Origin of the sequence: Rhodococcus sp. NCIMB 12038, assembly GCF_002165735.1 — a bacterium.
In the GTDB taxonomy this organism is placed as follows: Bacteria; Actinomycetota; Actinomycetes; order Mycobacteriales; family Mycobacteriaceae; genus Rhodococcus_F.
On record NZ_NHML01000051.1, the window covers coordinates 15125 to 41658 of the forward strand.

At 68.1% G+C, this 26534-nt stretch carries 24 protein-coding genes, 1 tRNA gene, 2 pseudogenes and 1 riboswitch; of the genes and pseudogenes, 21 read left to right on the forward strand and 6 right to left on the reverse strand.

The annotated features are described in order from the left end of the window. The first annotated feature begins 7 nt into the window (after window positions 1–7). The 4 genes from CA951_RS39955 (at window position 8) to CA951_RS39970 (ending at window position 3333) form a co-directional block, all read left to right on the forward strand. On the forward strand, window positions 8–1060 hold the full coding sequence (locus CA951_RS39955) for a pseudouridine synthase (protein WP_087562125.1): 1053 nt from the start codon (window positions 8–10) through the stop codon (window positions 1058–1060). Continuing rightward, on the forward strand, window positions 1057–1746 hold the full coding sequence (gene cmk / locus CA951_RS39960; protein WP_087562126.1) for a (d)CMP kinase: 690 nt from the start codon (window positions 1057–1059) through the stop codon (window positions 1744–1746). Before CA951_RS39955 ends, cmk begins: the two co-directional genes overlap by 4 nt. Continuing rightward, the gene (gene der / locus CA951_RS39965; RefSeq protein WP_087562127.1) at window positions 1743–3170 is read left to right on the forward strand and encodes a ribosome biogenesis GTPase Der; all 1428 of its coding nucleotides are present in this window, start codon (window positions 1743–1745) and stop codon (window positions 3168–3170) included. Before cmk ends, der begins: the two co-directional genes overlap by 4 nt. A gap of 86 nt (window positions 3171–3256) precedes the next feature. Then, window positions 3257–3333, forward strand: a tRNA-Pro gene (locus CA951_RS39970). A gap of 65 nt (window positions 3334–3398) precedes the next feature. On the opposite strand, the gene CA951_RS39975 is transcribed toward CA951_RS39970, so the two are convergent. Next, window positions 3399–4160, reverse strand: coding sequence for a L,D-transpeptidase family protein (locus CA951_RS39975; protein WP_087562146.1), 762 nt, complete (start codon window positions 4158–4160; stop codon window positions 3399–3401). 182 nt (window positions 4161–4342) lie between these two features. Here CA951_RS39975 and CA951_RS39980 point away from each other — a divergent pair, with 182 nt between their 5' ends. Then, complete coding sequence (locus CA951_RS39980; RefSeq protein ID WP_087562128.1) at window positions 4343–5221, forward strand: sigma-70 family RNA polymerase sigma factor; 879 nt, start codon at window positions 4343–4345, stop codon at window positions 5219–5221. A 163-nt stretch (window positions 5222–5384) separates the two neighbouring features. Here CA951_RS39980 and CA951_RS39985 read toward each other — a convergent pair. Beyond that, a pseudogene (locus tag CA951_RS39985) lies at window positions 5385–6878 on the reverse strand (MFS transporter); the annotation flags it as partial. Between CA951_RS39985 and CA951_RS39990 the strand changes: the two are divergent. Then, window positions 6835–7275, forward strand: coding sequence for an SRPBCC family protein (locus CA951_RS39990; protein ID WP_087562130.1), 441 nt, complete (start codon window positions 6835–6837; stop codon window positions 7273–7275). The pseudogene CA951_RS39985 and the gene CA951_RS39990 sit on opposite strands and share 44 nt — an antisense overlap. Window positions 7276–7281: 6 nt before the next feature. Here the strand turns inward: CA951_RS39990 and CA951_RS39995 are convergent, their stop codons facing one another. After that, complete coding sequence (locus CA951_RS39995; protein WP_087562131.1) at window positions 7282–7917, reverse strand: TetR/AcrR family transcriptional regulator; 636 nt, start codon at window positions 7915–7917, stop codon at window positions 7282–7284. Window positions 7918–8127: 210 nt separating this feature from the next. Here CA951_RS39995 and CA951_RS40000 point away from each other — a divergent pair, with 210 nt between their 5' ends. The 15 genes from CA951_RS40000 to gcvP all read left to right on the forward strand — a co-directional run bounded on the left by CA951_RS40000 (window position 8128) and on the right by gcvP (window position 22970). Then, on the forward strand, window positions 8128–8931 hold the full coding sequence (locus CA951_RS40000) for an SDR family NAD(P)-dependent oxidoreductase (RefSeq protein ID WP_087562147.1): 804 nt from the start codon (window positions 8128–8130) through the stop codon (window positions 8929–8931). 46 nt (window positions 8932–8977) lie between these two features. Continuing rightward, window positions 8978–10099: a DUF5938 domain-containing protein gene (locus CA951_RS40005; RefSeq protein ID WP_087562132.1), complete on the forward strand. Its 1122-nt coding sequence runs from the start codon at window positions 8978–8980 to the stop codon at window positions 10097–10099. Window positions 10100–10131: 32 nt separating this feature from the next. After that, window positions 10132–11652: a long-chain fatty acid--CoA ligase gene (locus CA951_RS40010; RefSeq protein WP_087562133.1), complete on the forward strand. Its 1521-nt coding sequence runs from the start codon at window positions 10132–10134 to the stop codon at window positions 11650–11652. A gap of 81 nt (window positions 11653–11733) precedes the next feature. After that, window positions 11734–12351 (forward strand): CoA pyrophosphatase, encoded by a 618-nt coding sequence (locus CA951_RS40015; RefSeq protein WP_087562134.1) that lies wholly within the window; start codon window positions 11734–11736, stop codon window positions 12349–12351. Window positions 12352–12393: 42 nt separating this feature from the next. Then, window positions 12394–13452, forward strand: coding sequence for an SMP-30/gluconolactonase/LRE family protein (locus tag CA951_RS40020; protein ID WP_087562135.1), 1059 nt, complete (start codon window positions 12394–12396; stop codon window positions 13450–13452). Window positions 13453–13585: 133 nt separating this feature from the next. Beyond that, on the forward strand, window positions 13586–14209 hold the full coding sequence (locus CA951_RS40025; protein ID WP_087562136.1) for a CDP-alcohol phosphatidyltransferase family protein: 624 nt from the start codon (window positions 13586–13588) through the stop codon (window positions 14207–14209). Further along, the gene (locus tag CA951_RS40030; protein WP_087562137.1) at window positions 14209–15072 is read left to right on the forward strand and encodes a DUF881 domain-containing protein; all 864 of its coding nucleotides are present in this window, start codon (window positions 14209–14211) and stop codon (window positions 15070–15072) included. Before CA951_RS40025 ends, CA951_RS40030 begins: the two co-directional genes overlap by 1 nt. A gap of 32 nt (window positions 15073–15104) precedes the next feature. After that, window positions 15105–15467, forward strand: coding sequence for a small basic family protein (locus CA951_RS40035; protein ID WP_087562138.1), 363 nt, complete (start codon window positions 15105–15107; stop codon window positions 15465–15467). A gap of 7 nt (window positions 15468–15474) precedes the next feature. Continuing rightward, window positions 15475–16221, forward strand: a complete 747-nt coding sequence (locus tag CA951_RS40040) for a DUF881 domain-containing protein (RefSeq protein WP_087562139.1) — start codon at window positions 15475–15477, stop codon at window positions 16219–16221. Window positions 16222–16263: 42 nt separating this feature from the next. Beyond that, a complete protein-coding gene (gene gcvH / locus CA951_RS40045; RefSeq protein ID WP_087562140.1) occupies window positions 16264–16668 on the forward strand; it encodes a glycine cleavage system protein GcvH in 405 nt (134 codons plus the stop codon). Window positions 16669–16965: 297 nt separating this feature from the next. Next, entirely contained in the window at window positions 16966–17490 is a 525-nt protein-coding gene (locus tag CA951_RS40050) for an FHA domain-containing protein (protein WP_370183841.1), read from the forward strand. Further along, window positions 17487–18227 (forward strand): MerR family transcriptional regulator, encoded by a 741-nt coding sequence (locus CA951_RS40055; RefSeq protein WP_087562141.1) that lies wholly within the window; start codon window positions 17487–17489, stop codon window positions 18225–18227. The genes CA951_RS40050 and CA951_RS40055 overlap by 4 nt, the downstream gene beginning before the upstream one ends. A gap of 149 nt (window positions 18228–18376) precedes the next feature. Continuing rightward, window positions 18377–18850, forward strand: a complete 474-nt coding sequence (locus CA951_RS40060) for a bifunctional nuclease family protein (RefSeq protein ID WP_087562142.1) — start codon at window positions 18377–18379, stop codon at window positions 18848–18850. Window positions 18851–19130: 280 nt separating this feature from the next. Beyond that, complete coding sequence (locus CA951_RS40065) at window positions 19131–19751, forward strand: MerR family transcriptional regulator (RefSeq protein WP_143543183.1); 621 nt, start codon at window positions 19131–19133, stop codon at window positions 19749–19751. A 68-nt stretch (window positions 19752–19819) separates the two neighbouring features. Beyond that, a riboswitch (glycine riboswitch) is annotated at window positions 19820–19943 on the forward strand. Between the two features lie 174 nt (window positions 19944–20117). Beyond that, window positions 20118–22970, forward strand: coding sequence for an aminomethyl-transferring glycine dehydrogenase (gene gcvP, locus CA951_RS40070; RefSeq protein ID WP_087562143.1), 2853 nt, complete (start codon window positions 20118–20120; stop codon window positions 22968–22970). Window positions 22971–23012: 42 nt separating this feature from the next. Here the strand turns inward: gcvP and CA951_RS40075 are convergent, their stop codons facing one another. From CA951_RS40075 to CA951_RS40085, 3 genes and pseudogenes are all read right to left on the reverse strand, one after another. After that, window positions 23013–24167, reverse strand: coding sequence for a metallophosphoesterase (locus CA951_RS40075; RefSeq protein ID WP_087562144.1), 1155 nt, complete (start codon window positions 24165–24167; stop codon window positions 23013–23015). Beyond that, window positions 24164–25951: a substrate-binding domain-containing protein gene (locus CA951_RS40080; RefSeq protein ID WP_087562145.1), complete on the reverse strand. Its 1788-nt coding sequence runs from the start codon at window positions 25949–25951 to the stop codon at window positions 24164–24166. The genes CA951_RS40075 and CA951_RS40080 overlap by 4 nt, the downstream gene beginning before the upstream one ends. Before the next feature lie 143 nt (window positions 25952–26094). After that, window positions 26095–26534: pseudogene (locus CA951_RS40085) on the reverse strand (malate synthase G); the annotation flags it as partial.

The window sequence follows — 26534 nt, forward strand, 5'->3', positions numbered from 1 at the left end:
TACAAAAGTGAAGAAACCCGCTCGCCGAGATGGCACACCGGATCGCAACAACAAGAAGCAGCGCCCCACCAGGTCGGAGACTGGAGGGCGCACCAGGTCGGAGGCCGGAGGGCGTCCGGACAGGGCCGAGGCCGGTCATCGATCAGGCCGGCCCGACGCCGCGAAGGGCAAACCCGGCAGGCCCGACCCTGCCGCGAAGAACAAGCGTGGCAAGCCCAAGTCGGCCAAGCCGCAGCGCGCGCAGGCGCAGGCCCCCAAGATCAGCAACGCCAAGCCGGCCCGGCACCAGTACGCCGACGCCGATCGGCCCGTCGGCCCGCCGCAGGGCGACGGCATGCGCCTGCAGAAGGTTCTCGCTCAGGCCGGCGTCGCGTCGCGTCGTGCGGCCGAGGAACTGATCTCGCAGGGTCGCGTCGAGGTCGACGGCCGCATCGTCATCGAACAGGGACTGCGCATCGACCCCGAGAACGCGGTCGTGCGCGTGGACGGTGTCCGCGTGGTCGTCCAGAAGGACCTGGTTCACCTCGCCCTCAACAAGCCCCGCGGCTGGCAGTCGACGATGTCGGACGACCTGGGTCGCCCGTGCGTCGGCGACATCGTCTCCGAGCGGGTCGCCGCCGGTCAGCGGTTGTTCCACGTCGGCCGGCTCGACGCCGACACCGAGGGACTGCTGTTGCTCACCAACGACGGTGATCTCGCGCATCGGCTGATGCACCCGTCGTTCGAGGTGTCGAAGACGTACCTGGCGACCGTGTCGGGGGCCCTCGAGCGCGGCGTCGGTAAGAAGCTGAAGGAGGGTGTCGAGCTCGAGGACGGACCGGCGAAGGTCGACACGTTCACGCTCCTCGACATCAACGAGGGCAAGTCGCTCGTCCGGGTCACGCTGCACGAAGGCCGCAAGCACATCGTGCGCCGCCTGTTCGACGCCGTGGGACACCCCGTCATCCGGCTCGTCCGGACGGACATCGGCGCGGTCGCCCTCGGCGACCAGCGGCCCGGCACGCTCCGCGTCCTGGGTCGAGGCGAGGTCGGCGGTCTCTACGGGGCGGTGGGCCTGTGAGTACCTCTTCGCTGGTCGTCGCGATGGACGGCCCGTCCGGAACCGGGAAGTCGAGCGTCTCACGGATGCTGGCGCAGCGCCTCGACGCCCGCTACCTCGACACCGGCGCCATGTACCGCATCGCGACGCTGCATGTGCTGCGCAAGGGCGTGGACCTCACGGATCCCGCCGCGATCGCCGACGCGACCGCCGGTCTGCCGTGGTCGATCGGCACCGACCCGGCGGGCGAGCAGGTCCTGCTCGACGGCGAGGACGTGGGGGAGGAGATCCGCGGCGACGCGGTGACCAAGGCCGTCTCGGCCGTGTCCGCCGTTCCCGCGGTGCGTGAACTGCTCGTCGCCGCGCAGCGTCGGATCACGGGCGAGACCGAACGGATCGTCGTCGAGGGCCGGGACATCGGCACCGTCGTGCTCCCCGACGCCGACGTGAAGATCTACCTCACCGCCTCGGCGGAAGCCCGGGCCCAGCGCAGAAATGCGCAGAATCTCGCGGAGGGACGAGGCGACGACTACGCGGCCGTACTGGCCGACGTGCAGCGTCGTGACCACCTCGACTCCACGCGCGCCGTGTCGCCGCTGCGGCCGGCCGACGATTCCGTGCTGGTCGACACCAGCGAACTCGGAATCGACGACGTGATCGGCAGGTTGCTGCTGGTGGTAAGCGACAGAAGTGGAGCAGGGCAGTGACCGAACAATTCACCACCGAGTTCGCCGGCGACGGCACCTGGAGTGAGGAATCCGACTGGGAGGTCCTCGACCTCGAAGACGGCGGCGACGGGGAGGCCCACATCCCGGTTCCGACCCTCGCCGTGGTCGGCCGTCCGAACGTCGGTAAATCGACGCTCGTCAACCGGATCATCGGCCGCCGCGAGGCCGTCGTCGAGGACATTCCCGGTGTGACCCGGGACCGTGTCTCGTACGAGGCGAACTGGAGTGGCCGCCGGTTCATGGTGCAGGACACCGGCGGCTGGGAACCCGACGCCAAGGGCCTGCAGCAGTCGGTGGCGCGGCAGGCGGAACTGGCGATGCAGACCGCGGATGCGATCCTGCTCGTCGTCGATGCCGTCGTCGGTGCCACCGCGACCGACGAGGCCGTGGCCAAGGTGCTGCGCCGGTCCAAGACCCCGGTTCTGCTGGTCGCCAACAAGGTGGACGACGGCCGCACCGAATCCGAGGTGGCCGCACTGTGGTCGCTGGGGCTCGGGCAGCCGCACTCGGTCAGTGCGACGCACGGCCGCGGCACGGGAGATCTCCTCGACGAGGTGCTCGCCGCCCTGCCGGAGACCCCGCGTGAGGGCATCCCCGGCGGCGGACCGCGGCGTGTGGCCCTGGTCGGGAAGCCGAACGTCGGGAAGTCGAGCCTGCTGAACAAGCTGTCGGGCGACGAGCGTTCGGTGGTCCACAACGTCGCGGGCACCACCGTCGACCCGGTCGACTCGATCGTGGAACTCGGCGGCAGGCCGTGGCGATTCGTCGACACCGCCGGTCTGCGCAAGCGGGTCAGCCACGCCAGCGGCGCCGAGTTCTACGCGTCGCTGCGGACGAAGAGCGCCATCGAGGCCGCAGAGGTCGCGATCCTGCTGATCGACGCGTCCGAGCCGATCTCCGAGCAGGACCTGCGCGTGCTGAGCATGGTCGCCGACGCGGGCCGCGCCCTAGTCATCGCGTTCAACAAGTGGGATCTCGTCGACGAGGACCGGCGCCTGCAGCTCGATCGGGAAGTCGATCGGGACCTGGTGCGGGTGCCGTGGGCGCAGCGCGTCAACATCTCGGCGCAGACGGGGCGCGCGGTGCAGAAACTGGTGCCCGCCCTCGACACGGCGCTGGAATCGTGGGACAAGCGCATTCCGACCGGCAGGCTCAACACGTGGCTCAAGGAAGTCGTCGCCGCGACGCCGCCGCCGATGCGCGGCGGCCGGCTGCCTCGCGTGATGTTCGCCACGCAGGCCGGAACGCGTCCGCCGACGTTCGTGCTGTTCACGACCGGGTTCCTCGAGGCAGGCTACCGCCGGTTCCTGGAGCGGCGTCTGCGTGAGGAGTTCAATTTCGACGGCAGTCCCGTCCGCATCTCGGTGCGGGTGCGGGAAAAGCGTGAGCGACGGAGTCGTTGATCCGACAGAATGCGCTCTGACCAGGCGATTAGCGTTACGGACTGCCGCTGATGTAATCTCATCGAGCACCTGAACGAGGGTGTGGACGGGCTGTGGCGCAGCTTGGTAGCGCACTTGACTGGGGGTCAAGTGGTCGCAGGTTCAAATCCTGTCAGCCCGACCAGATGATCAGCAAAGGCGGTTTCCCGGAAACGGGGAGCCGCCTTTTCTGTGTCTCGACGCCGGTGCTCACGCCGTGACGATGACGGGATCGCCGACCTTGGCGTTGTCGTAGAACCACCGCGCGTTCTCGGTGCTGAGATTGATGCAGCCGTGGCTGACGTTCTCGAATCCCTGCGAGGCCACCGACCACGGTGCAGCGTGCACGAAGATCCCGCCCCACGTGATGCGGGTGGCGTACTCGACGTAGAGGCGGTAGCCCTCCTCGTCGTCGATCGGGACACCGTACGTCGACGAGTCCATGATCATGTCGCGGAACTGCTCGATGACGGGGAACGTCCCGAGCGGTGTCTCGTAGCCGGGTTTGCCCATCGACGCAGGCATGGTCTGCACGATCTGGTCGTTGATGCTGACCGTGAACTGGTGTGTCGTCGTGTTCGCGACGGCGACGAGTGCGTCACCGACCTGGAATTGCGACCTCGCTCCCGCAGCCTCGACGGTCACCGCGGTGTGCGCCGGCCAGAAGTGGTCGGGGCTCCATTGCAGGGTGCGGTCGTCGATCCAGGAGAACTGCCCGGGCACCGGTGTCGACGGGGTGATCCGGACACCGCGCTCGGCGAGCGCGCGATCGGGCACCGGAGACGTGAACCGGACGACGACGGGATGGGCGATTCCGATGACCTGACCGCTCGCGGGGGAGAGGGCCGGTGCGAGGATCTTTCCGGTGACGGCTGGGGGCGTCGCCGACGCGGCGGCGCTCACCCCGCACACGGCGAGTGCCGCGAGTACCGAGACGAGGAACAGACGTCCGACCTGCTGCGATTTCCACATGCCGTCCAGCCCTTCGGAGACTGTGAGCGTCATTTCAGTTAACCACGGCGATATCCGACAGCGGAACCAGGGAAACTGGATGCATTACGCGCATCAGAGGGCCACGGGCGACGCGCCGTCGTCACATCGGCCGCGTTTCGCCGGTCACATAGGTGACAGACGGCGACGGAGGGATGTGACCGATGAACGAGAACGACGTGCTGGCGCAGCAGTTCGAGACGCACCGCCGGCACCTGCGGGCGGTGGCCTACGGGATGCTCGGCTCGCTCACCGAGGCCGAGGACGCGGTGCAGGAATCCTGGCTGCGGCTCAGCCGAACGGACACCGATTCGGTGGAGAACCTGGGCGGGTGGCTGACGACGGTAGTGGCCCGTGTGTGCCTGAACATGCTGCAGTCCCGCAGGTCGCGGCGGGAAGAGCCCCTGGACGTGCAGGTGCCCGACCCGATCGTGACGCTCTCGGACGGCAGCTACCCCGAACAGGAGGCGGTGCTCGCCGATTCGGTGGGTCTCGCGCTGCTCGTGGTCCTGGGCACGCTCACCCCGTCGGAGCGGCTGGCGTTCGTGCTGCACGACATGTTCGCCGTGCCGTTCGAGGACATCGCCCCGATCGTCGAGCGATCCCCGGCGGCCGCCCGGCAACTGGCCAGCCGCGCGCGGCGCCGACTGCAGGGCGCGCCCGTTCCCGACACCGATCCCGTCCGGCAGCGCGCTGTGGTCGACGCGTTTCTGGCGGCGGCGAGGGGCGGCGACTTCGACGCACTCGTGGCGGTACTGGATCCGGATGTCGTGCTCCGGGCCGACACGGGCGCGTTGCCCGCGGGCGCCTCCACGATGGTGCGCGGTGCGGAGACCGTCGCGGGCCGGGTGCTCGGGTACGCGCGGCTGGCCCGGTTCGCGCAGCCGGCACTCGTCAACGGTGCCGCCGGCGTGGTCGCGATTTCCGAGGGACAACTGCTGTCCGTCATGGGTGTCACCATCCGGCAGGGGACGATCGTGGAGATCGATATCCTCGCCGACCGCGAGCGCCTCGCCGGGCTCGTCGTCGAGAATCTCGACTGACGAGCCCGCCGGGTCATTCCGCGCGGTGCCGGCCGTCTCCGTGGGCGTTGCCGGTGCGCAGGGCGATCAGCGCTGCGGCGGCAAGGAAGATGCTGCCGGTCAGCAGCGCTCGCTGGAAGCCGGAGGTGAGTGCCTCGGGCACAGCCGAATTCGCTGCGAGCAGGTGCTGGGTACGGGAGGTGGCGATCGCGGCGAAGATCGCCAGACCGAGCGCGCTGCCGACCTGCTGCGAGGCGTTCAGCAACGCCGCTGCGAGCCCCGCCTCCTCGGCAGGCACACCCGCGTTGGCTGCGGTGGTGACGCCGACGAAGACGGCACCGAGGCCCAGCGACACGATCATCAGCCCCGGGAACAGATCGGCGAGATAGGCGCCGTCGACCGGGATCCGGGACAGGTAGAACAGGCCCGCCGCCGCCACCAGCGCGCCCGCGACGGTGACCGGGCGGGTTCCGATGCGCGTGAGCAACTGGGAGGAGATTCCGGCTGCGACCCCGACGCCCAGACAGAGCGGAAGGTACGCCGCCCCGGTCTGCATGGGGGAGTAGCCCAGAACGTTCTGCATGTAGAGGGTGAGGAAGAAGAACATCGCGAGCAGACCGGCGAACGCGATCAGCCCCGTGACATTTGCCGCCGCCAGGCCCTTGATGCGGAAGATCGACAGCGGCAGTAGTGGATTGTGGCTGCGCTGCTCGTTCACCAGGAACGCGGCGATCAGGACGAACGCTCCGGCGAACGCGCCGATCGTGCGGGCCGACACCCACCCCTGGTCGGGCGCCTCGACCAGAGCATAGACGAACATCAGCATCCCGCCGGTACCGAGCACGCCACCCACCAGGTCGAAGTCCGCGAACCTGGCGCGGCGGCGGTCGTCGGGAATCAGCGCGTAGACCGCGGGCAGCACGAGAACACACGCCACCGGGTTGACGAACAACACCCATCGCCAGCCCGGGCCCTCGGTGAGCACACCACCGAGAAACACCCCGACCGCGGACGCGAGACCGCCGACGCCGGCCCAGACACCGAGTGCGGTATGGCGTTCGGACCCCTCCTCGAATGTCGTCGTCAGGATCGACAGTGCGGCCGGAAGCATCAGCGCCGCACCGACACCCTGTGCCAGCCGGGCGCCGATCAGGATCTCCGCGGTGCCGGCGAAACCACCGATCAGCGAAGACAATCCGATGACGACGGTGCCGGTAACGAGGATGCGACGGCGGCCGAGGAGGTCGGCGAGGCGACCGCCGAGCAGCATGAACCCGCCGTAGGTGATGAGATAGCCGCTGGGCACCCACTGCAGTTCCTGCACCGAGAAGTCCAGGTCGCTGCGAATGTCGGGCAGCGCGATGTTGACGATGGACGCGTCGACGAAGTCGAGAAAAGCCACGGCGCACAACAACGTCAGGGTGAGTCTGCCGCGGGCGGTGGAGAGAAACTGCGGTGCCGCAGTCGCTTGTCGCGATCCGGACGTGCCGGTGATCGAGGTGTCCATGATGAAGCCTTCCTGTGTTCTTCGGTCGTCACTTCTATGACCGACGGCCCGGCGGCGATGTGACCGCGCACCGGCCGCGTCGCGAGTACTGTCGGAACCCGGCAGGTCACGGAAACGGGAGGCTGGCATGGCTGGACGGTTCGAAGGCACTGTGGTGATCGATCGCCCCATCGAGGAAGTGTTCGAGTACCTCGCCGCCGGGGTCAACGACCGGGAGTTCAGCCCTCGGGTCCAGGAGATCGTGAAGAAGACGGACGGTCCTCCCGGGGTCGGCACCGTCTTCGTCAGCACCGTCAAGGATGCGGGGATGACCACGAAGCGGGAGTTCGAGATCACCGAATTCGAGGCGCCGCGGAAGATTCGCTGGGCGGAGCGATCGACGAACTCCGTGACCGCGAAAGAGGGCGGTTACGACCTCGAACCGTCGGGCGCGGGTACGAAGGTGACGATCTTCAACGTGCTGGAGGGTCACGGGATCGGAAAACTGATCGCGCCCCTCGCACTTCGGGCGGCCCGCAAGGACGCGCCCGCTTTCGCACAGCGAATCAAGGCCGCCGCGGAGAAGTGACCGGCCCTACCGTGCCGGAATGACGAGCGCCAGTATCTGATCGACGCCCTCGGCGAGGGCGTCCGCCGCCGCGTCGTCGCCCGAGAGATACCTGGCGAGACTCTGCTGGAACAGTCCGTCGAACACGGCGTACATGGTGGGCGGGGCGATCGTGATCGTGCGTCCCGCCAGTTCCGCGTAGCGGGACACGATGCGCCAGATCATGTTTTCGAGACTCTGGTCGATCGCGGCGACGTCCGCGCGGAACGACTCCTCGAACAGCGACTGCGAGCGGAGGTCGTACCAGAGGCGATGCATGGAGGCCTCGTCGCGGAGCGAATCCACCAGCACCCGGCCGAATCCCGCCTTCAACTCCTCGGGCGTATGCGCCGTGGAAACCACGCCGTCGTAGCGCGTGACGCAGCGCGCCTTGTAGTGCCGGACGCAGTGCGTGATCAGATCGACCTTGTCGCTGAAGTAGTAGTGCAGAACGCCGTGGGAGAACTCGGAGTTCTGGGCGATCTCCCGAAGGCTGGTGCGGGCGTAGCCGAGTTCCGAGAGGGTCTGCAACGCGGCCTCGGCGAGTTGATCCCGGCGCTCGCCGAATTTGTCGACCTGGCGGCGCGAGACCCGGTCGGCGTTCTTCTCGGCGACGGGTGTCACGGCATTCTTCCTGTTCGGCTCGCGGAGTCCAGCACGGTGAGCATCAGTCTAGCCCGCGTTCCTTGACGACTGTGTAACAAAACCTTGACAGTCGTCAAGAGAAATCTTGACAGTCGTCCAGAGTCGAATACGCTGTGATCCACACCACAACGCGAACAGTGTCTCGTGACGTGGTTTCCGCGAATCGTCTCGGTGCGAAGGCAGGTCGGAATGAGCGTGCGTGATCTTGCAGGACGAAAAGCGCTGGTCACTGGTGGCGCGAAGGGGCTAGGGGCCGGAATGGCGGCCGCCCTCGCCGACGCCGGTGCGGCGGTCGTGATCGGCGACGTCCTCGAGGAGGAGGGACGCGCGACTGCCGACTCGCTCGGAAAGACCGGTGTCCACACCGGATTCGTGACCCTCGACGTCACCGATGACGGCAACTGGGAGCGCGCCGTCGCTGCCACTGTGGAGCAACTCGGCGGACTCGACCTCCTCGTCAACAACGCGGGCATCGAGATCTCGTCGCTCGTGGTCGACATCGACCCCGCCGACGTCCGCCGGATGTGCGACGTGAACATCCTCGGTGTCGCGCTCGGCTTGAAGCACGGTCTGCGCGCGATGCGTCCCGGCGGTGCCGTGGGCGCGGGAGGGGCGATCGTCAACGTCTCCTCGGTGGCCGCGACCATCCCGTTCCCCGGCATCGCCGGCTATTCCGCCACCAAGTCCGCCGTCGACCGGCTCACCCGGGTCGCGGCGCAGGAAGCGGGAAAACTGGGCTACGGCGTCCGCGTGAACTGCGTGTACCCCGGCCTGGTCGCCACGGAGATGGGGCTCGGGCTTGCCGCCGACATGGAGAGGCTCGGATTGTGGCCCAGCGCCGACGCCGCGGTCGCCGACGTGATCGGCCTGACCCCGCTCGGGCGGCTCGGTGAGGTCGCGGACATCGCCGACACCGTCGTTTTCCTGGCCTCCGACGCCGCCCGCTTCGTCACCGGAATCGGCCTGCCGGTCGACGGTGGCATGGGCATGTAATTCGACCGCTCCGGCTCTCTCCCCGCATTCACCGAAAGGGCACGTCATGACCGACAAGAAACCCGTCATCGTCTACGGAGTCTCCGGATACACCGGACGACTCGTGTGTGAATACCTGCGCGAGTTCAACATTCCGTTCATCGCCGCGGGACGGGACAAGAAGCGGATCCAGGAAGTGCTAGACCGCATTCCCGGCCTGGACACCGTCGATCACGACGTGGTCGAGGTAGAGCACACCGTCCCGGCGCTGACGGAACTGTTCAGCGGGGCGCGGGTGGTCAGCAATATGGTGGGCCCGTTCATCAAGTACGGTGCCGTCGTCGTCGAGGCGGCCCTCGCCGCGGGATGCCACTACACCGACACGACGGGTGAGCAGGACTGGGTTCTGGACGTGCAGGCGAAGTTCGGTGACCAGTTCGCGGAGAAGGGGTTGCTGCTCTCTCCCGGCGTCGCCCAGATGTACACCACCGGCGAGATCGCCGCGAACATCGCGCTGGAGACGCCGGGTCTGGACACGCTCGACATCCTGGTGTTGTGGAAGGGATTTCCCACGTACGCGTCCACCCAGACGATCTTCACGATCCTCAAGGCCGACTGGTATTACCTGGAACAGAACCAGTACGCGAAGTGGGAGCCCGGCAGCACCTTCGAGGTCGTCGTTCCGGGACAGCATCAGATGGCACTCGCGTTGCCGTGGGGAGGCACCTGCCACCCCGTGTGGTTCAAGGACGATCCGCGGGTGGCCAACGTGAAGGCGGCGGGCGGCGTGTTCGACCGGTCCGTCATGGAGGGCGTCGTCGCGACGCAGAAGATGGTCGAAGAGCAGATCAAGACCCTGCCCGCGGACCAGCAGGAGGCCGCGCTCGCCGAGATCGCCGGTTCCGTGCAGGCGGGAATGCCGCCGCGGGAGAACCCGCGCGTCAATACGTCGCTGGACTCCGTGTACGCGTCGGGGCCGCTCGGGCGTGCGCACTGCGTCATCCACGGCAACTGCAACTACAAGCAGACGGGTCTCCTGCAGGCCTACGCCGCGTACTCCCTGTTGCAGCAGCCGCCGAAGCGGGCGGGACTGGCGTCGGCATGCCAGGCGTTCGGTCATCGCGAACTCCTGGGAATCCTGCGCAGTTTCGGTCTCGTGATGGAGCCGGTCGTCACCGTGCAGAGCTGATCGTCCCGGCCGCGACTTTGGAGGACCGCACGATGCGCTTGACCGACTACCTCGACAAGGGCGCTTCGCTCGGACCGTCGTCGCCGTGTCTGACGATGGGCGAGCGGACGCTGTCGTACGCGGACGTCCAGGACCTGAGCCGGCGGGTCGCCGCGGCGCTGGCACGGTCGGGGATTGCCGCGGGCGACAAGGTGGCCGTCCTGTCCGGCAACGATCCGACCGCGTTCTCCTGCGTGTTCGGGATCAGCCGGGCGGGGGCGGTGTGGTGCCCGATCAACCCGCGGAACGAGGCTGTGGAGAATCGGGACCTGCTCGACCTCTTCGACTGTCGCTGCCTGATCTTCCAGAAGGCGTTCGCGCCCTTGGTCGATCGGATCCGGCAGCAGTTGCCGCTGCTCACGACGCTCGTGTGCCTCGACGGCGACGAGGCCTACGCCGACTCGTTCGACGCCTGGCTGGGGACCGAACGCGTCGATGCCGAGCCCGTCGACGACCTCGCGATGATCGTCGGCACCGGCGGGACGACGGGACGGCCGAAGGGGGTGATGCTCACCGGCCGGAACATCGAGACGATGTCCGCGCTGACCCTGATGAGTTACCCGTTCGACGGCAGACCGGTGTACCTCGCCCTCGCGCCGTTGACCCACGCGGCGGGTGTTCTCTGCTTTCCGATCCTCACCCTCGGCGGGCAGGTGGTCATCCTGCCGGCACCCGACCTCGGGCAGTTCCTCGCGCACATCGACCGGGACCGAGTCACCCACACATTCCTCCCGCCGACTCTGATCTACATGCTGCTCGACCACGCCGACCTGGAGACGACGGACCTGAGTTCGCTGCAATGCTTCTGGTACGGCGCGGCGCCGATCTCGCCGACGCGGCTGAGCGAGGCGCTGACCCGGATCGGGCCGGTGATGGCTCAGCTGTTCGGGCAGAGCGAGGCGCCGATGATGATCGCGACGATGGCGCCGAAAGACCATTTCCTGGAGGACGGCTCGGTGGCGACCGCCCGGTTGAGCTCCGCGGGCCGACCCTCCCCGCTGGTCACGGTCGCGATCATGGACGGGCAGGGAACCCTGCTGCCTGCCGGGGAGCGGGGCGAGGTGGTCGTGCGCAGCTCACTCGTCATGACGGGGTACTACAAGAATCCCGTTGCGACGCAGGAGGCGTCGGCGCACGGCTGGCATCACACGGGCGATATCGGGTACCTCGACGAGGACAACTTCCTGTACATCGTCGACCGCGCGAAGGACATGATCATCACCGGCGGATTCAACGTCTATTCCGTCGAAGTGGAACAGGCGCTCATGGCGTACCCGGGGATACAGGACTGCGGGGTGATCGGGCTCCCCGACGACAAATGGGGTGAACGGGTCGTCGCCGTCGTCCAGGCGCGAGCGGGAACACCGATCGAGGCCGACGCGCTCACGGCGTTCGTGAAGGCGCGCATCGGCAGCGTGAAGACGCCGAAGGAGATCCTGGTCTGGCCCGATCTGCCTCGTTCCAAACTCGGGAAGGTCCTCAAGAACGAGATCAAACAGCAGTTGCTCGGCTGACGACGGGCGCCCGGCACGCGGGCCTCGAAACGCGGGGGACCGGAACGTGGGTTTCGCGGCGAGTGGCGATACTGTCGGGTGATGGTGAATGGGCACGTACTCAGCAGGGAACGGCTCGCCGACGCGCTGGCACGCTTCGAACCACGGATCGTGGACCCGACGAACCGGCGGTCCGCGGCGGTCGTGATCGCCGTGATGAACGACGGCGCGGACGGTCAGGCCGTTCCACTGACCAGGCGCCCGAGCAAGATGCGCGCGCATCCGGGGCAGTTCGCGTTGCCCGGTGGCGGGGTCGATCCGGGGGAGACCGGCGAGGACGCCGCCCGGCGCGAACTGCACGAGGAACTTGGGCTCGACGTGCAGCCGTCCGCGGTGCTCGGCAGGCTCGACGACTACGTCACCCGCTCCGGGTACGTCATCACGCCCTTCGTCGTGTGGTCGGAGCAGTCGATCACCTCGCTCGTCCCCAACCACGAAGAAGTGGCGGAAGTGTTCTCGGTGGGCGTTGCCGAGATCGACGCCGAGCCGCGATTCGTGGAGATCCCCGAATCGTCGAAACCAGTAATCCAATGGCCGTTCCGGCGTCACCTCGTGCACGCCCCGACGGGCGCGGTCGTGTATCAGTTCCGGGAGGTCGCACTGCACGACCGGCACACCCGGATCGACGGTTTCGACCAACCGGTCTTCGCCTGGCGGTAGCGCGGCCACATCCACCGGGTTGCGCGACTAATCTCACAGTCCGTGACCTTCTTCGAGTCTCTCGCCCGCAAACTCGACCGCACCGGGGTCGACCCCGTCGTCTGGCACGCCCCGCCGCCCCCTCCGCTCACGGGAGTGCTCGCTCCCAACGGAGTGCTCGACGGCGTGCACCGCTGGGCCCTGCCCACCGGAGAGGGACCGGAGGACGTGGCCGTCGATCACGACGGCCGGGTGATCACCGGGGGCAACGACGGCCGGATCTGGCGGTTCGACAGTCGCGGCGACGCCACCGAACTCGCGAACACGGGCGGGCGGCCGCTCGGGGTCGAGGTCCTCGACGACGGCCGGTACCTGATCTGCGACGCCGAGCGAGGCGTGCTGAGAGTGGACGAGAAGGGGCGCGTCGACGTGCTCGCCGACACCGCGGTCGGGCGCCCACTCGTGGCGTGCAACAACTCCGCGGTCGGCCGCGACGGCGTCGTGTACTTCACCGACTCCTCCGCGCACTTCACGATCGCCGACCACCGCTACGACCTTCTCGAACACCGGGGGACCGGTCGCCTGCTGCGTCTCGACCCGCGCACGGGGGAGACCGATCTTCTCGCCGAGGGACTGCAGTTCGCCAACGGCGTCGGCTTGGCCTCGGACGAATCGTTCGTCCTCGTCGCCGAGACCGGCTCGTACCAGATTTCCCGCGTCGACCTGATCGGTCCGTCGCAGGGCCGGACGTCCGTGTGGGCCGAGAATCTGCCCGGCATCCCGGACAACATGACGTCGCAGACCGGCGACGGGCTGTTCTGGGTGGCGCTCTACAGCCCGCGGATGCGGCTGCTGGATCTGCTCGCGCCGTACCCCGCGCTGCGCATCGTCGCGGCGAACCTGCCCGAAGCCGTCCAGCCGAACCCGGTGCACGCGGGCTGGGTGGTCGCTCTCGATCGGCGCGGCGAGATCGTGCACAGCCTGCGCGGCGGCAAGGGCAGCTACGCACCCGTCACCGGTGTGCGGGAGCACGACGGGTGGCTGTACCTGGGGAGTCTGACCGCGGACGCTGTCGCGCGCGTCCCGGTCCCGCCACGTCCGGACATTGCTGCGGGCGAATGAGACGGACCTGACCTGCTCCGATGGATTCTCCGGGGGACGATCGACGGACCACCGCCGCGGTTGTGGAAGAGTGGCGAGAGCGGTGCGACGAGCGCCCGAGAACAGGTCCGCACTCGACGCTGGGGAGATATTGGTGAATTCGGTGGACCGGGACACTGCGCGGTCGGACCGGATCGTGACCGTCCCGAATCTCCTGAGCGTGGTGCGCCTGCTCGGAGTGCCGCTCTTCGTGTACCTGCTGCTCGTCACGCACTCCGACGGGTGGGCCCTCGCGATCCTCATGATCAGCGGATTCACCGACTGGCTCGACGGCAAGCTGGCCCGGATCCTCGACCAGTCGTCGAAGCTGGGTGCGCTGCTCGACCCGTTCGTCGATCGCCTCTACGTCGTCACGACGCTGGTGACGTTCGTCGTGCGCGGATTCATCCCGTGGTGGGTGGCGGCGATCCTGATCGGCCGCGACGCCGTTCTTGCGCTGACACTGCTGATCTACCGGCGGCGCGGACTGCCACCCCCCGACGTGATGTACCTCGGCAAGGGGGCCACGTTCCTGCTCATGTTCGCACTGCCGATCACCCTCGCGGCGCAGGGTGACTGGAGCATCGCTACGGTGGCGGAGCCGCTCGGCGTCGCACTCCTGATCTGGGGCACGGTGCTGTACGTGTGGACCGGGCTGCTCTACACCGTCAACGCGCTGACCGTCGCGCGCACCGTTCCCGCGCGAGGACCGGGCGGCGACGAACACGAGGTCCGCTGATGAAACGGACCGAGTCCGGCGTCCGCAGGAATCCGGTGCCGTCCCTGCTGCAGTCTCTGATGAACGATCATCTGGACCCCGGCTACGAGAGCGCGGCCGAGGATCGCGAGCACGGACACTCGCGGCAGACACGGGTCGGTCGGCAGGTGTGGATCGCGATCGGCGCACTGCTCGTCGGCCTGGTGCTGTCGGTCGCCTACCGGCAGGCCACCGAACGCATCCCGGGCACCGAGCAGGTGCGGTCCGAACTCCTGAGCAAGGTGCAGGACGCGGAGGACCGGGCGGGCGCCCTCGCGGCGACCCGGGACACGTTGACGGCACAGGCGGACGACGCCCGCGCCACCGCGCTGGCCGGCGACGCCCGCGGTGCCGCACTGCTCGACGAGCTACACGGGCTCGAGGGCGACGCCGGGGTCGAGGCCGTGCACGGTCCCGGACTGACCGTGACGCTCACCGACCCCGCGGCCAAACCCAACCTGTCCGATTCGTCCCAGCGCAGTGTCGGGGGGAAGGCGGTGGTGCTCGATCGCGACCTGCAGTCGGTGGTCAACTCGCTGTGGGCGGGCGGCGCCGAGGCCGTTGCGGTCGGCGACGTGCGGATCGGCCCGTCGGTGACGATCCGCCAGGCGGGTGGCGCGATGCTCGTGGACAATCAGCCGGTGTTCTCGCCGTACGTGGTCTCCGCCATCGGCCCGCAGGGTCCGATGCAGACCGGATTCGTGGTGAGCGACGCCTACCTGCGGATGTCCAGCGTGGCGCAGTTGTACGGCATCGGATTCGCGGTCGCGGAGGCCGACGATCTCCACCTGCCCGCCGCACCGGCGCGGGAAGTGCGGGCAGCCCGGGAAGCAGGAACACGATGACAACGGCGGAGTCGGATGGAGGCGTCACACGAATGAAGGCAGCGCTGAAGGGCGGATCCGCGATCTACGGGGTGCTCGCCCTGATCGTGGGAATAGTGCTGGGAGTGGCGTTCAGCCCGCAAGTGCCCGACGCCGTGCAGCCCTACCTGCCCATCGCCGTCGTCGCCGCGCTCGACGCGGTGTTCGGCGGATTGCGCGCATACCTCGACGAGATCTTCGACTCGAAGGTGTTCGTCGTCTCGTTCGTGTTCAACGTCCTCGTGGCGGCGCTGATCGTGTGGCTCGGTGACCAACTCGGTGTCGGAACCCAGCTGTCCACCGCGATCGTCGTCGTGCTCGGCATCCGCATCTTCGGCAACGCGGCCGCGCTGCGGCGGCGTCTGTTCGGGGCGTGAGCGCGACGTGAGCGGGCACGAGGGCAGACACGAACTGCACGGCAACGAACCCACGACGTCGCGGCGCTCCCATGTCGTCTTCGCGCTGCTGGCCGCGCTCCTGCTCGGCGGGCTGGGAATCGCGATCGTGACGCAGGTGAAGAACACCGGGTCCGGCGACACGCTCGACTCGGCGAGCCCCGCGGATCTGCTGGTCGTCCTGGACACGCTGAATCAGCGGGAGGCGGCTTTGCGGCAGGAGATCGCATCGCTGGAACAGACCTTGGCAACCTTGCAACAGAGTGGCAGTTCCGGGGCGGCGCTCGACGAGGCTCAGGCCCGGTTGACGGCCCTGTCGATCCAGGTCGGGAGCGCACCGGCCACCGGCCCCGGCGTGACGCTGCGCATCACCGACCCCAACAAGGGGGTCGGATCCGAGGTCCTGCTCGACCTCGTCCAGGAACTGCGTGCCGCGGGCGCCGAGGCCGTCCAGATCCAAGGTGCCGACGGCCCGCCCATCCGGATCGGCGTCGACTCGTGGGTGTCCGGTTCGGCAGGCGGCGTGTCGGTGGACGGCCGCAGGGTGAACGCCCCCTACGGAGTTGTCGCCATCGGTGATCCGCCGACTCTGGCGGCGGCCCTGAACATTCCCGGCGGGGTGGTCGACACGGTCGCGCGCAGCGGTGGACAGTTGACGATCGAACAATCGCAGCAGGTCACGATCTCCGCCTTGCGGGAGGCGAAACCTCGCCAATACGCTCAGCCCGGAAATTGATCTTCGCATCCGCCCGCGGATTGCCATCGAAAGGAAGCCACTGTGAGTGAGCTCGAAATCCCCGCCGATCGTCGGTACACCGCCGAACACGAGTGGGTCGAGCGGACGGGGCCCACGACGGTACGCGTCGGCATCACCGATTTCGCGCAGTCCCAGCTCGGCGACGTCGTGTTCGTCCAGCTTCCGGCGGTCGACGAGGACGTGACGGCGGGCGAATCGTTCGGCGAGGTGGAATCCACCAAGAGCGTCTCCGACATCTTCGCCCCGCTGACGGCGAAAGTCGTTGCCGCCAACGCTGATCTGGACGGCAACCCGGAACTCGTGAACTCCGCGCCCTACGGGCAGGGGTGGCTGGTGGAACTCGGCGTCGACGACGAGGCGACCCTCGACGCAGCACTGGCCGAAATGCTGGACGCCGCCGGGTATGCAGATATCACGGCAGGATAATTTCCCTCCGAACACGCGAAGCGGTAATCGGATAGTTTCGGAAGGTGCCGACAGTCCGGAAAACGGGGTTGCCGGGGAAATCCGCTGTCGGAATACCGGTTCGTAATGTACTGGCGGCCTGTCTCACTACACGCACCGGCGTGCGCAGGGTACGGTCAATGTTGAACGCATGTGCCGTGTCGGGGCGCAGGTCCGTAGTTTGAATGTGATCGTGGGAGTTTGCACAGAAGTTAATGTGCACGGGAACCGAATTATGTAGTACCGAGTGGCATTGCGTAGTCCAGCGAATCTTGCTGGATGATCGAACTAGGAGGAGAAACGGTGAGCGAGAACGGCAACGACGCGGTCTATGGGGAGACGCCGGCGGAAACCACGTCGGTCTTCCGCGCGGACTTTCTCAATGAGCTCGACAACTCCTCGGCAACCCAGGCTCCGGAGGCTCCGGTGTCGGGTGTGGAGGGACTGCCCGCGGGCTCTGCCCTGCTCGTCGTCAAGCGTGGACCGAACGCAGGGTCGCGCTTCCTGCTCGACCAGCCGACGACGTCCGCAGGACGGCATCCCGACAGCGACATCTTCCTCGACGACGTGACGGTCAGCCGTCGTCATGCGGAGTTCCGCCAGGAGGACGACGAGTTCCAGGTGGTCGACGTCGGCAGCCTCAACGGCACCTACGTCAACCGCGAGCCGGTCGACTCGGCAGTCCTCGCGAACGGGGACGAGGTGCAGATCGGCAAGTTCCGGTTGGTCTTCCTGACCGGACCCCGGACCACGGCCGGTGGGTCGCAGATCGGTGAGACGTCAGCTGGTGCGGGTAGCCAATGACCGCGGTGCGGCAGCAGCAGGCGCATTCGGGGATGTCGATCGGCTCCGTGCTGGATCGACTGCGCCCCGATTTTCCTGATGTGACGATCTCGAAGATCCGATTCCTCGAAGCCGAGGGTCTCATCAGCCCGCAGCGCACTCCCTCGGGGTATCGGCGATTCTCGATCGCCGACACTGAACGACTGCGCTACGTCCTGACGGCGCAGCGCGATCAGTATCTGCCGCTGAAGGTCATCAAGGAGCAGCTCGAGGCCATCGACAGAGGTGTGGCCACGGTCGGCGCAGGCGATTCTTCGCCGCGCCGGCCGCGCGCGCTCACCGTGGCCCCGGGTGAGGTGTCCCCGGAGGAATTCCGCCCGGACCGCGAGGTGCGGGTCAGTCGCGACGATCTGATCTCCCGGGCGGGGATCGACGAGAAGTTCCTCGTCGAGCTGACCCGGGGCGGCCTGGTCGTTCCCGGGCCCGCGGGGTTCTTCGACGAGGACGCGGTGACACTGGCGCGCACCGCGAGGGCGATGTCCGAGTTCGGACTCGAGGTCCGGCATCTGAGGGCGTTCAAACTGGCCGCCGACCGCGAGGCCGGGTTGGTCGCGCAAATCGCCGGGCCCGTCGCCAAGGGCCGCGACGCCGGCGCACGGGATCGCGCCGAGGAGATGGTGCGCGAACTGGCCGCGCTGTCTCTGACGTTGCACACCTGCCTGGTGAAGTCGGCAGTCCGAGGTGCGCTCGATCGGTGAGGTGAGTTCGTCGGCGGTCCCACCTCGGAACTTCCCAACGACGCTGCGCTCGAACGGCTGTACGGTCGAAGAGCAGACACGAATCGAATAGAATCCTGGTACGGCATTGTGTGCCGCGGACGGACCATTGCAGGGTGGAGGCAGACGCGATGAGCGAAATGCACGTGATCGGAGTTCGTGTCGAGCAGCCCCAGAATCAACCTGTCCTGCTGCTGCGGGAAACCGACGGCGAACGGTACCTGCCCATCTGGATCGGACAGACCGAGGCCACGGCCATCGCACTCGAGCAGCAGGGTGTCGAGCCGGCGCGCCCGCTGACCCACGACCTGATCAAGAATCTGATCGAAGCGTTCGGTCGCACTCTGAAGGAAGTCCGCATCGTCGAGCTCCGCGAGGGCACGTTCTACGCCGACCTGGTGTTCGACCAGAACACCCGCGTCTCGGCGCGCCCGTCCGACTCCATCGCGATCGCACTGCGCATCGGGGTTCCGATCTTCGCCGAGGAAGCGGTGCTCACGGAGGCCGGTCTGGTCATGCCCGACGAGCGTGAGGACGAGGTCGAGAAGTTCAAGGAATTCCTCGAGTCCGTGTCGCCGGACGATTTCAAGGCGACAGACGGCTAGGTTTCTCCAGCGGAAGAGCCGTCCAGCAGTAACAGTTGAGGTTCCTCCGGCGCGTTGCGTTGACCCGGTCTCCTCGGAGTCATAGCGTTCGGTGCAGTGATTTTCTGCCCTGCAGATTGTATCGGGCGTACGCTGAGTAGGTTCAGGGTACGGACTAGCTCGATGTCACTGGTGGCGCTTGCGCCGCTCGATGTGCTGCGGATTGCCGCGGACACTGGCGACGCGCGTCACAGGCGCACTGATCGTCGGGTTCAGTGCAACATGTGAGAGGGAGTAGTCAGTGGGAGATCGGCCGCAGGAGAATGCGCTGAATCTTGCGCCCGGCGACAACGTTGCCGAGCCCGAGTTCAGCTCCGAGGAGATCCAGCCGGGCCTCTTCCCGGACGATTCCGTGCCCGACGACCTCGTCGGATACCGCGTTCCCATCGCCTGCCAGATCGCGGGAATCACCTACCGTCAGCTCGATTACTGGGCTCGCACGTCCCTCGTGGTGCCGTCCATCCGCGGCGCGGCCGGGTCGGGCAGCCAACGGCTGTACTCGTTCAAGGACATCCTCGTCCTCAAGATCGTCAAGCGTCTGCTCGACACCGGAATATCCTTGCAGAACATTCGCGTGGCCGTCGACCACCTCCGGAAGCGCGGAGTGCGGGACTTGGCCAAGATCACACTTTTCTCGGACGGGACCACGGTCTACGAGTGCACGTCGGCCGAGGAAGTCGTCGATCTGCTCCAGGGCGGGCAGGGTGTGTTCGGTATCGCGGTCAGTGGTGCAATGCGCGAACTGACCGGCACCATCGCCGATTTCCCGGCGGAGCGCGCCGACGGCGGCGCGAGCGAGCAGAGCCCCGAGGACGAGCTGGCGTCGCGGCGCAAGAACCGCGCGAGCCGCAAGACCGGCTAGACCGCAGACCCGGAGCCCGGCGCTGGTTGCGCCGCTGTCTGTGCTCGTGACATAGACTGGCGGTGCGTCGACGCCGTGCGGGAGAGTTCCGGGCACTGCATGCACAGCAGCATCGTGCTTGCGGGAGTTCGGGCGCCGAAGGAGCAACACCTCCCCGTCAATCTCTCAGGCAAACAGGACCGTGCGGGCTCCGACGCCTCTGGAAAGCGGTGGGAGCACCCACCCGCCCACGGGGAAAGGGCCGTCTTCGCACGCGAACGACGGTACCGAATCTCTCAGGCGCTCGACCCGAGCAGGCGACAGAGGGGGAGGGGCGTTCCGCAGAGCGGAGCGTGTCCTGATCCTCCGAACTGCTTGGGAGTTGTCGTGATCGACGCTGGAAGCCGTACATTCGCCGATCGTCATGTCGGCCCGAACGCTGCGGAACTCGCGCACATTCTCGAACTGGTCGGAGCAGAGTCGCTCGACGACCTCGCGTCGAAGGCCGTTCCCGCCGTCATCCTGGACGGGGTCACGGGCGGCATCGCCGACGGCCTCGACGCCCTGCCCGCACCGGTCTCCGAGCACGAGGCGCTCGCCGAACTGTCCGCACTCGCCGCACAGAACACCGTGGCGACGTCCATGATCGGGCTCGGCTACTACGACACCCTCACCCCGCCGGTTCTGATCCGGAACATCATCGAGAACCCGGCCTGGTACACGGCCTACACGCCGTACCAGCCCGAAATCAGCCAGGGCCGCCTCGAGGCCCTCCTCAACTTCCAGACGATGGTGGCCGACCTGACCGGCATGGAGGTCGCCAACTCGTCGATGCTCGACGAGGCCACCGCCGCCGCCGAGGCGATGACCCTGCTGCGCCGGGCGAGCAAGAGCAAGTCCCCGCGGTTCGTCGTCGACGCCGACCTGTTCCCGCAGACGCTGGCTGTCGTCGAGACCCGGGCCGAGCCGCTCGGCATCGAGATCGTGGTGGCCGACCTGTCCGCGGGCCTGCCGGACGGCGACTTCTTCGGCGTCCTCGGACAGATGCCCGGCGCGTCCGGCCGCATCGTCGATTACACCGACGTGATCGCCGCAGCCCACGAGCGCGGCGCACTGGTCGCGGTCGGTGCGGACCTGCTGGCGCTGACTCTCCTCACCCCGCCCGGCGAGATCGGTGCGGACGCCTGCTTCGGCACCACCCAGCGGTTCGGTGTCCCCATGGGCTTCGGTGGGCCGCACGCCGGCTACCTGGCCGTGCACACCAAGCACGCACGTCAGCTTCCCGGGCGTCTGGTGGGCGTCTCCGTCGACGCCGACGGTGACAAGGCCTACCGGCTGGCGCTGCAGACCCGCGAGCAGCACATTCGCCGTGAGAAGGCGACCTCGAACATCTGCACCGCGCAGGTGCTCCTCGCGATTCTCGCGGCCATGTACGCCAGCTACCACGGCGCCGAGGGCCTGAAGGCAATCGCGCTGCGCGTGGCGAACACGGCACACTCCCTGGCGGCCGCCCTCCGTAAGGCCGGCGCCGTCGTCGTACACGAGCACTTCTTCGACACGATCCTCGTGCGTGTCGACGGCCGGGCGGCGGATGTGGTGGCGAAGGCGAAGGACGCCGGCATCAACCTGCGGTTCGTCGACGCCGATCACGTCGCCGTCGCGTGCGACGAGGCCACCACCGCCGACGACGTCGCCCGCGTGCTGGCCGCGTTCGGGGGTGACGGCGCCGTGGTCCCCGAGGCGGGCACGTCCGTCCCGGACGCGCAGCTCCGCGGATCCGACTACCTGCAGCACGAGGCGTTCACCCGGTACCGCACCGAAACGGCGATGCTGCGCTACCTCCGGGCGTTGTCCGACAAGGACATCGCACTCGACCGCAGCATGATCCCGCTGGGTTCCTGCACGATGAAGCTCAATGCCACCGCCGAGATGGAAGCGATCACGTGGCCCGCGTTCGCCGGACTGCACCCGTTCGCGCCCACCGGAGACACCCCGGGAATTCTCCGCATCATCAAGGATCTCGAGAACTGGCTCGTCGCCGTCACCGGTTACGACGCGGTCAGCCTGCAGCCGAATGCCGGCAGCCAGGGCGAGTACGCCGGACTGCTCGCGATCCGCAACTACCACCTCAGCCGCGGCGACGATCACCGCGACACCTGCCTCATCCCGTCGAGCGCCCACGGCACCAACGCCGCATCGGCGGTCATGGCCGGGATGCGCGTCGAGGTCGTCGCGTGCCGTCCGAACGGTGACGTGGACCTCGACGATCTGCGGGCGAAGATCGCGGACCATGCCGAGCGCCTCGCGGCGATCATGATCACCTACCCGTCCACCCACGGGGTGTACGAGCACGAGATCGCCGACATCTGCGCCGCCGTCCACGACGCGGGCGGCCAGGTGTACGTCGACGGCGCCAACCTCAACGCCCTGGTCGGTCTGGCCCGGCCCGGACGGTTCGGCGGCGACGTCAGCCACCTCAACCTGCACAAGACGTTCTGCATCCCCCACGGAGGTGGCGGACCCGGTGTCGGTCCGATCGGTGTGCGGTCGCACCTCACACCGTTCCTGCCCGGGCATCCGCTCGCACCCGAACTCGGCACCGCCGGGCCGATCTCCGCGGCCCCGTACGGCAGCGCGTCGATCCTGCCCATCACGTGGGCGTACATCCGGATGATGGGCGCCGTCGGACTGCGCCGCGCCAGCCTGACCGCGATCGCGTCGGCCAACTACATCGCCCGCCGCCTGGACGAGTACTTCCCCGTCCTCTACACCGGCGAGGGCGGAATGGTGGCCCACGAGTGCATCCTCGACCTCCGGCAGATCACCAAGGACACCGGTGTGACCGTGGACGATGTCGCAAAGCGTCTCGCCGACTACGGTTTCCACGCTCCGACGATGAGCTTCCCGGTGGCGGGCACGCTGATGGTGGAGCCCACCGAGAGCGAGAACCTCGAAGAGATCGACGCCTTCTGCGAGGCGATGATCGCGATCCGCGCCGAGATCGACCGCGTGGGCTCGGGGGAGTGGACGGTCGACGACAACCCGCTGCGCGGTGCCCCGCACACGGCCGGCTGCCTGGCGGCGGAATGGAACCACCCCTACACCCGGGAGACGGCGGTGTTCCCCCGCGGCAAGGCCCGGCCGAAGGTGTGGCCCGCGGTGCGGCGCATCGACGGCGCGCACGGCGACCGCAACCTCGTGTGCTCCTGCCCGCCGATCTCCGCGTTCGAAGGCGCCTGACCGCGGAGGCCCGCCCCGCTTCGGCGGGCGGGCCCTCCGCAATCAGTCTGCGCGCACCAGTTCGAGGATCGTGATCTCCGGTGGGGCGCCCACCCGCACGGGCGGACCCCACGCGCCGACGCCGCGGGTCGTGTACAGGACGGTGTTCCCGATCCGGTCGAGCCCCTCCACCGACGGCTGCTGCAACGGCACCAGATAGTTCAGCGGCCACATCTGGCCGCCGTGCGTGTGCCCCGACAGTTGCAGGTCCACACCGAGATCCGACGCCTCCAGGGCCTGCCGCGGTTCGTGCGCGAGCAGCACGACGAACGTCGACGGATCGCGTCCCGCGAGCGCGGCAGGGAGATCCGGTTCGTACGGCGCCGGCGACGAGTAGTCGTGGATGCCCGCGATGTCGATGGCGGCGCCGCCCCGCGTGATGGTCGCGTGCTCGTTGCGCAGCGTCCTGATGCCCAACCGATCCCACACGTCGAGCCACCGGCCACCGTCGTCGGCGTAGAACTCGTGATTGCCGCTGACCCCGAACACCCCGAGCGGGGCCTCGAGGTCGCCGAGCGGCTGTAGGTCGGGCGCCACTTTCGCGACGGTCCCGTCCACCAGGTCGCCCGCGATCGCGACGAGATCCGGCCGCTCCGCGTTCACGAGATCGACCACTCGGCGGGTGAAATCGACCCCTCGCGCCGGGCCGACGTGCAGGTCGGAGACGAGCGCCACGCGCACACCCTCGAACTCGGCGGGGAGGCGCTGCAGCGGAACCCGGACCCGCACGATCCGCGGACGAGCGGCCTCCCGCACCCCGTAGCCGGCGGCGGCGACGGCACCCACGACCACGACCGCGGTGGCGATGCGCAGACCTCGCCGACGTGACAGATCGACCTGTTCGTCGCGCCCTTTGCCGCGCAGGCGGGCGAACAGCCGGGTGAGCAGCGACACCAGGGCGACCAGGAGAAGTCCGAGCACCAGATAGAACATCGCGCCGAGCCACACCCAGCCCACCCATCCCGGTGGACGCGCCCATCCCGGATCGAAGGCTTCGCCGCTGCCCACGCCGATGACGGCGAGAACCCACAGGGCGACGAGGGTCACGTCGACGACCACCGACCAGGGGCGCCCCAACCCGGTGGCCCGGACGAGCCGCCGATGAAGCCACCAGGTTACGAGCGCGAGGAAGACCGCGAAAACCAGGAGCCTCGTCACGACAGCAGCTTGCTGATCGCGGTCGGCAATGCCGCTCCGTCCGAGGACGCGACCTTCTCCAGGGACCCGCCGGTGCGATCGGCCAGTGCCTGCAACGTGTTGAGGTCCGGATTCTCGCCGATCGTCACCACGTCGATGCGGACCGGCTTCGACGTACTCGAGGCCGCGGCGACGGCGGACAGCAGATCCGCGCGCGCGACGGAATCGTCGTTGGCGCCGTCGGTGACGAGCAGAACCGAATTGGTGCGGCCCGGCGTGTATCCGTCTACGGCACTCTTGTAGGCGGCTTCGAGCGACGTGTAGGTCGAGGACCCGGTGGCGGACGTCGCCTTGGCGAGCCGGGCGTCGAGGGCCTGCCTGCGGGTGCCCTCGGTGAATCCGCCCGCCGACAGGGGACCCGTGGCAACCACGGTCGTGTACGGCCGGGACCCGTCGAGAGCGGTGCTGTACTCCCACAACCCGAGGTTCGACGAGTCCGGAGAACGATCCACGTGGGCGGCCAGCGCTGCCGTCGTGTTCGCCAGTCGCGTCGCCGTCCCCTCGCGTTCGCTCATCGAACTGGAGACGTCGAGCAGGATGGTGGACGTGCGCGGCGAGATCGGATTCCGGATCACCCGCATCAGCTCGGCCGCAGCGGAGGCGTCCGCGGGAACCAGGGTGGATTCGAAACCGGGAAAGGCCAGCGTCGTGTCGTCGGGGCGGGCGAGCCCCTCGACCCGGAAACCGGCGTCGGCCAGGACCTGCGCCTGTTCGGGTCGACGGACGAATTCCGCGAACTGCGCGGCGGCGCGGCTCTGCGTCTCATCGACGGATGGGCCTGCCAGGACGGCTGCCGGGTGATCTGCCACGGGTGTGGGGCCTTTCGGCATCGATGCGGTGATGTCTGCTCCGGGTGCGTCGCGCAGGGCCTGGTAGACCTGCTGTTCGGTGGTGGCGACCGCATGGATGGCAGAGGTCGCGGGGTCGCCCTGCTCGGCCAGCGCGGTGAGCGCCTCCCGCGTCGTCGCGGGTTTCGTCCCCGTCGACGCCTCGTAGCCGAGCGCCAGATCGGTGAGTGCCGACGTGACGGGAACGGAACGTGCCTGCTCCTCCGTCACCGGACCGGTGCTGCTTCCGGTGACGGCGGCAGCGACCGCTTCGACGGCCATCTCCGTACTCTCGGCGCCGGGACCGACGGGGAGCGCCAAGCCCAGGCTGCCCCAGCCCGGCAGACCGAGAGTCGCGAGGGAGTCGCGTCCCGTCTGCAGGGACGGCAACTCCTTCCAGTCGAGCGCCGCCGTGCCCGGCGCGTTCGCGAACGCCGTCCGGACGGCGAGGACCACCGGGCTGGTCGCCAGCGGACGTGCCTCACCGCTGATGACACCGGTCGCCGACACCTGCTTGACAGAATGTGAACTGGACGGAATCCACAGGGCTGGGCGGGGGCCGAATACCGCTGCGTCCCACGGGCCGTCGGGGCCCGCCGACAGGGCGTCGCGCACGGTGTCGGACGCGACGGCAGTGACCGTCACCGACACGCACTGATCGCGTATCACCGGCGCCGTCGCCGTGTACTGGTCGGCGAGAGTCTGCAATTGGGGTGCGATGTCGGGATCGGCCGCGACAGCGAGCACCGATTCGCCTTCGACGCAGGCTCCGGCGGCTGCCGCTCCCTGATCGTTGATCCGGTCACGCAGTTGGAACCAGCCCAGCACGCCGAGCACGAGCACGACGACGAGACCGAGCACGATCAAAGGCCCCTTGCTGATACCCCTGGCGCGCGATTCGCCGCGATGCTGCCCCACGTGCTTTCCAGCCCCTGTCCGACGAGTTCGACGTTGACCCTCGCAGTGTAGTGATGTGCGGTGTCAACCCCCTGATACGTGAGTGGCGAAGCGTGCTCCCGCACGCTTTGCCACTCACCTGTCGGTCTGTCGGGCGCTGTCGGTCAGGCGTTGGCGGCTTTGTATTCGCGGCGGCGGCGGTGCAGGATCGGTTCGGTGTAGCCGGAGGGCTGCGCGGTGCCGTCGAGGATGAGTTCCTTGGCGGCCTGGAACGCGATGTTGGTGTCGAAGTCCGGGGCCAGCGGCCGATACGTCGGGTCACCCTCGTTCTGCCGGTCCACCACCGGCGCCATCCGCTGCAGCGAGGCGACGACCTGGTCGGCGGTCACCACGCCGTGCCGGATCCAGTTCGCCAGCAACTGGCTGGAGATGCGGAGGGTCGCGCGGTCCTCCATCAGGGCGACGTCGTGGATGTCGGGGACCTTGGAGCAGCCGACGCCGGCGTCGATCCACCGGACCACATACCCGAGGATGGACTGGCAGTTGTTGTCGAGTTCCTCCTGCTTCTGCTCCGCGGTCCAGTCGGTGTTCGGGGNGAGGGGGG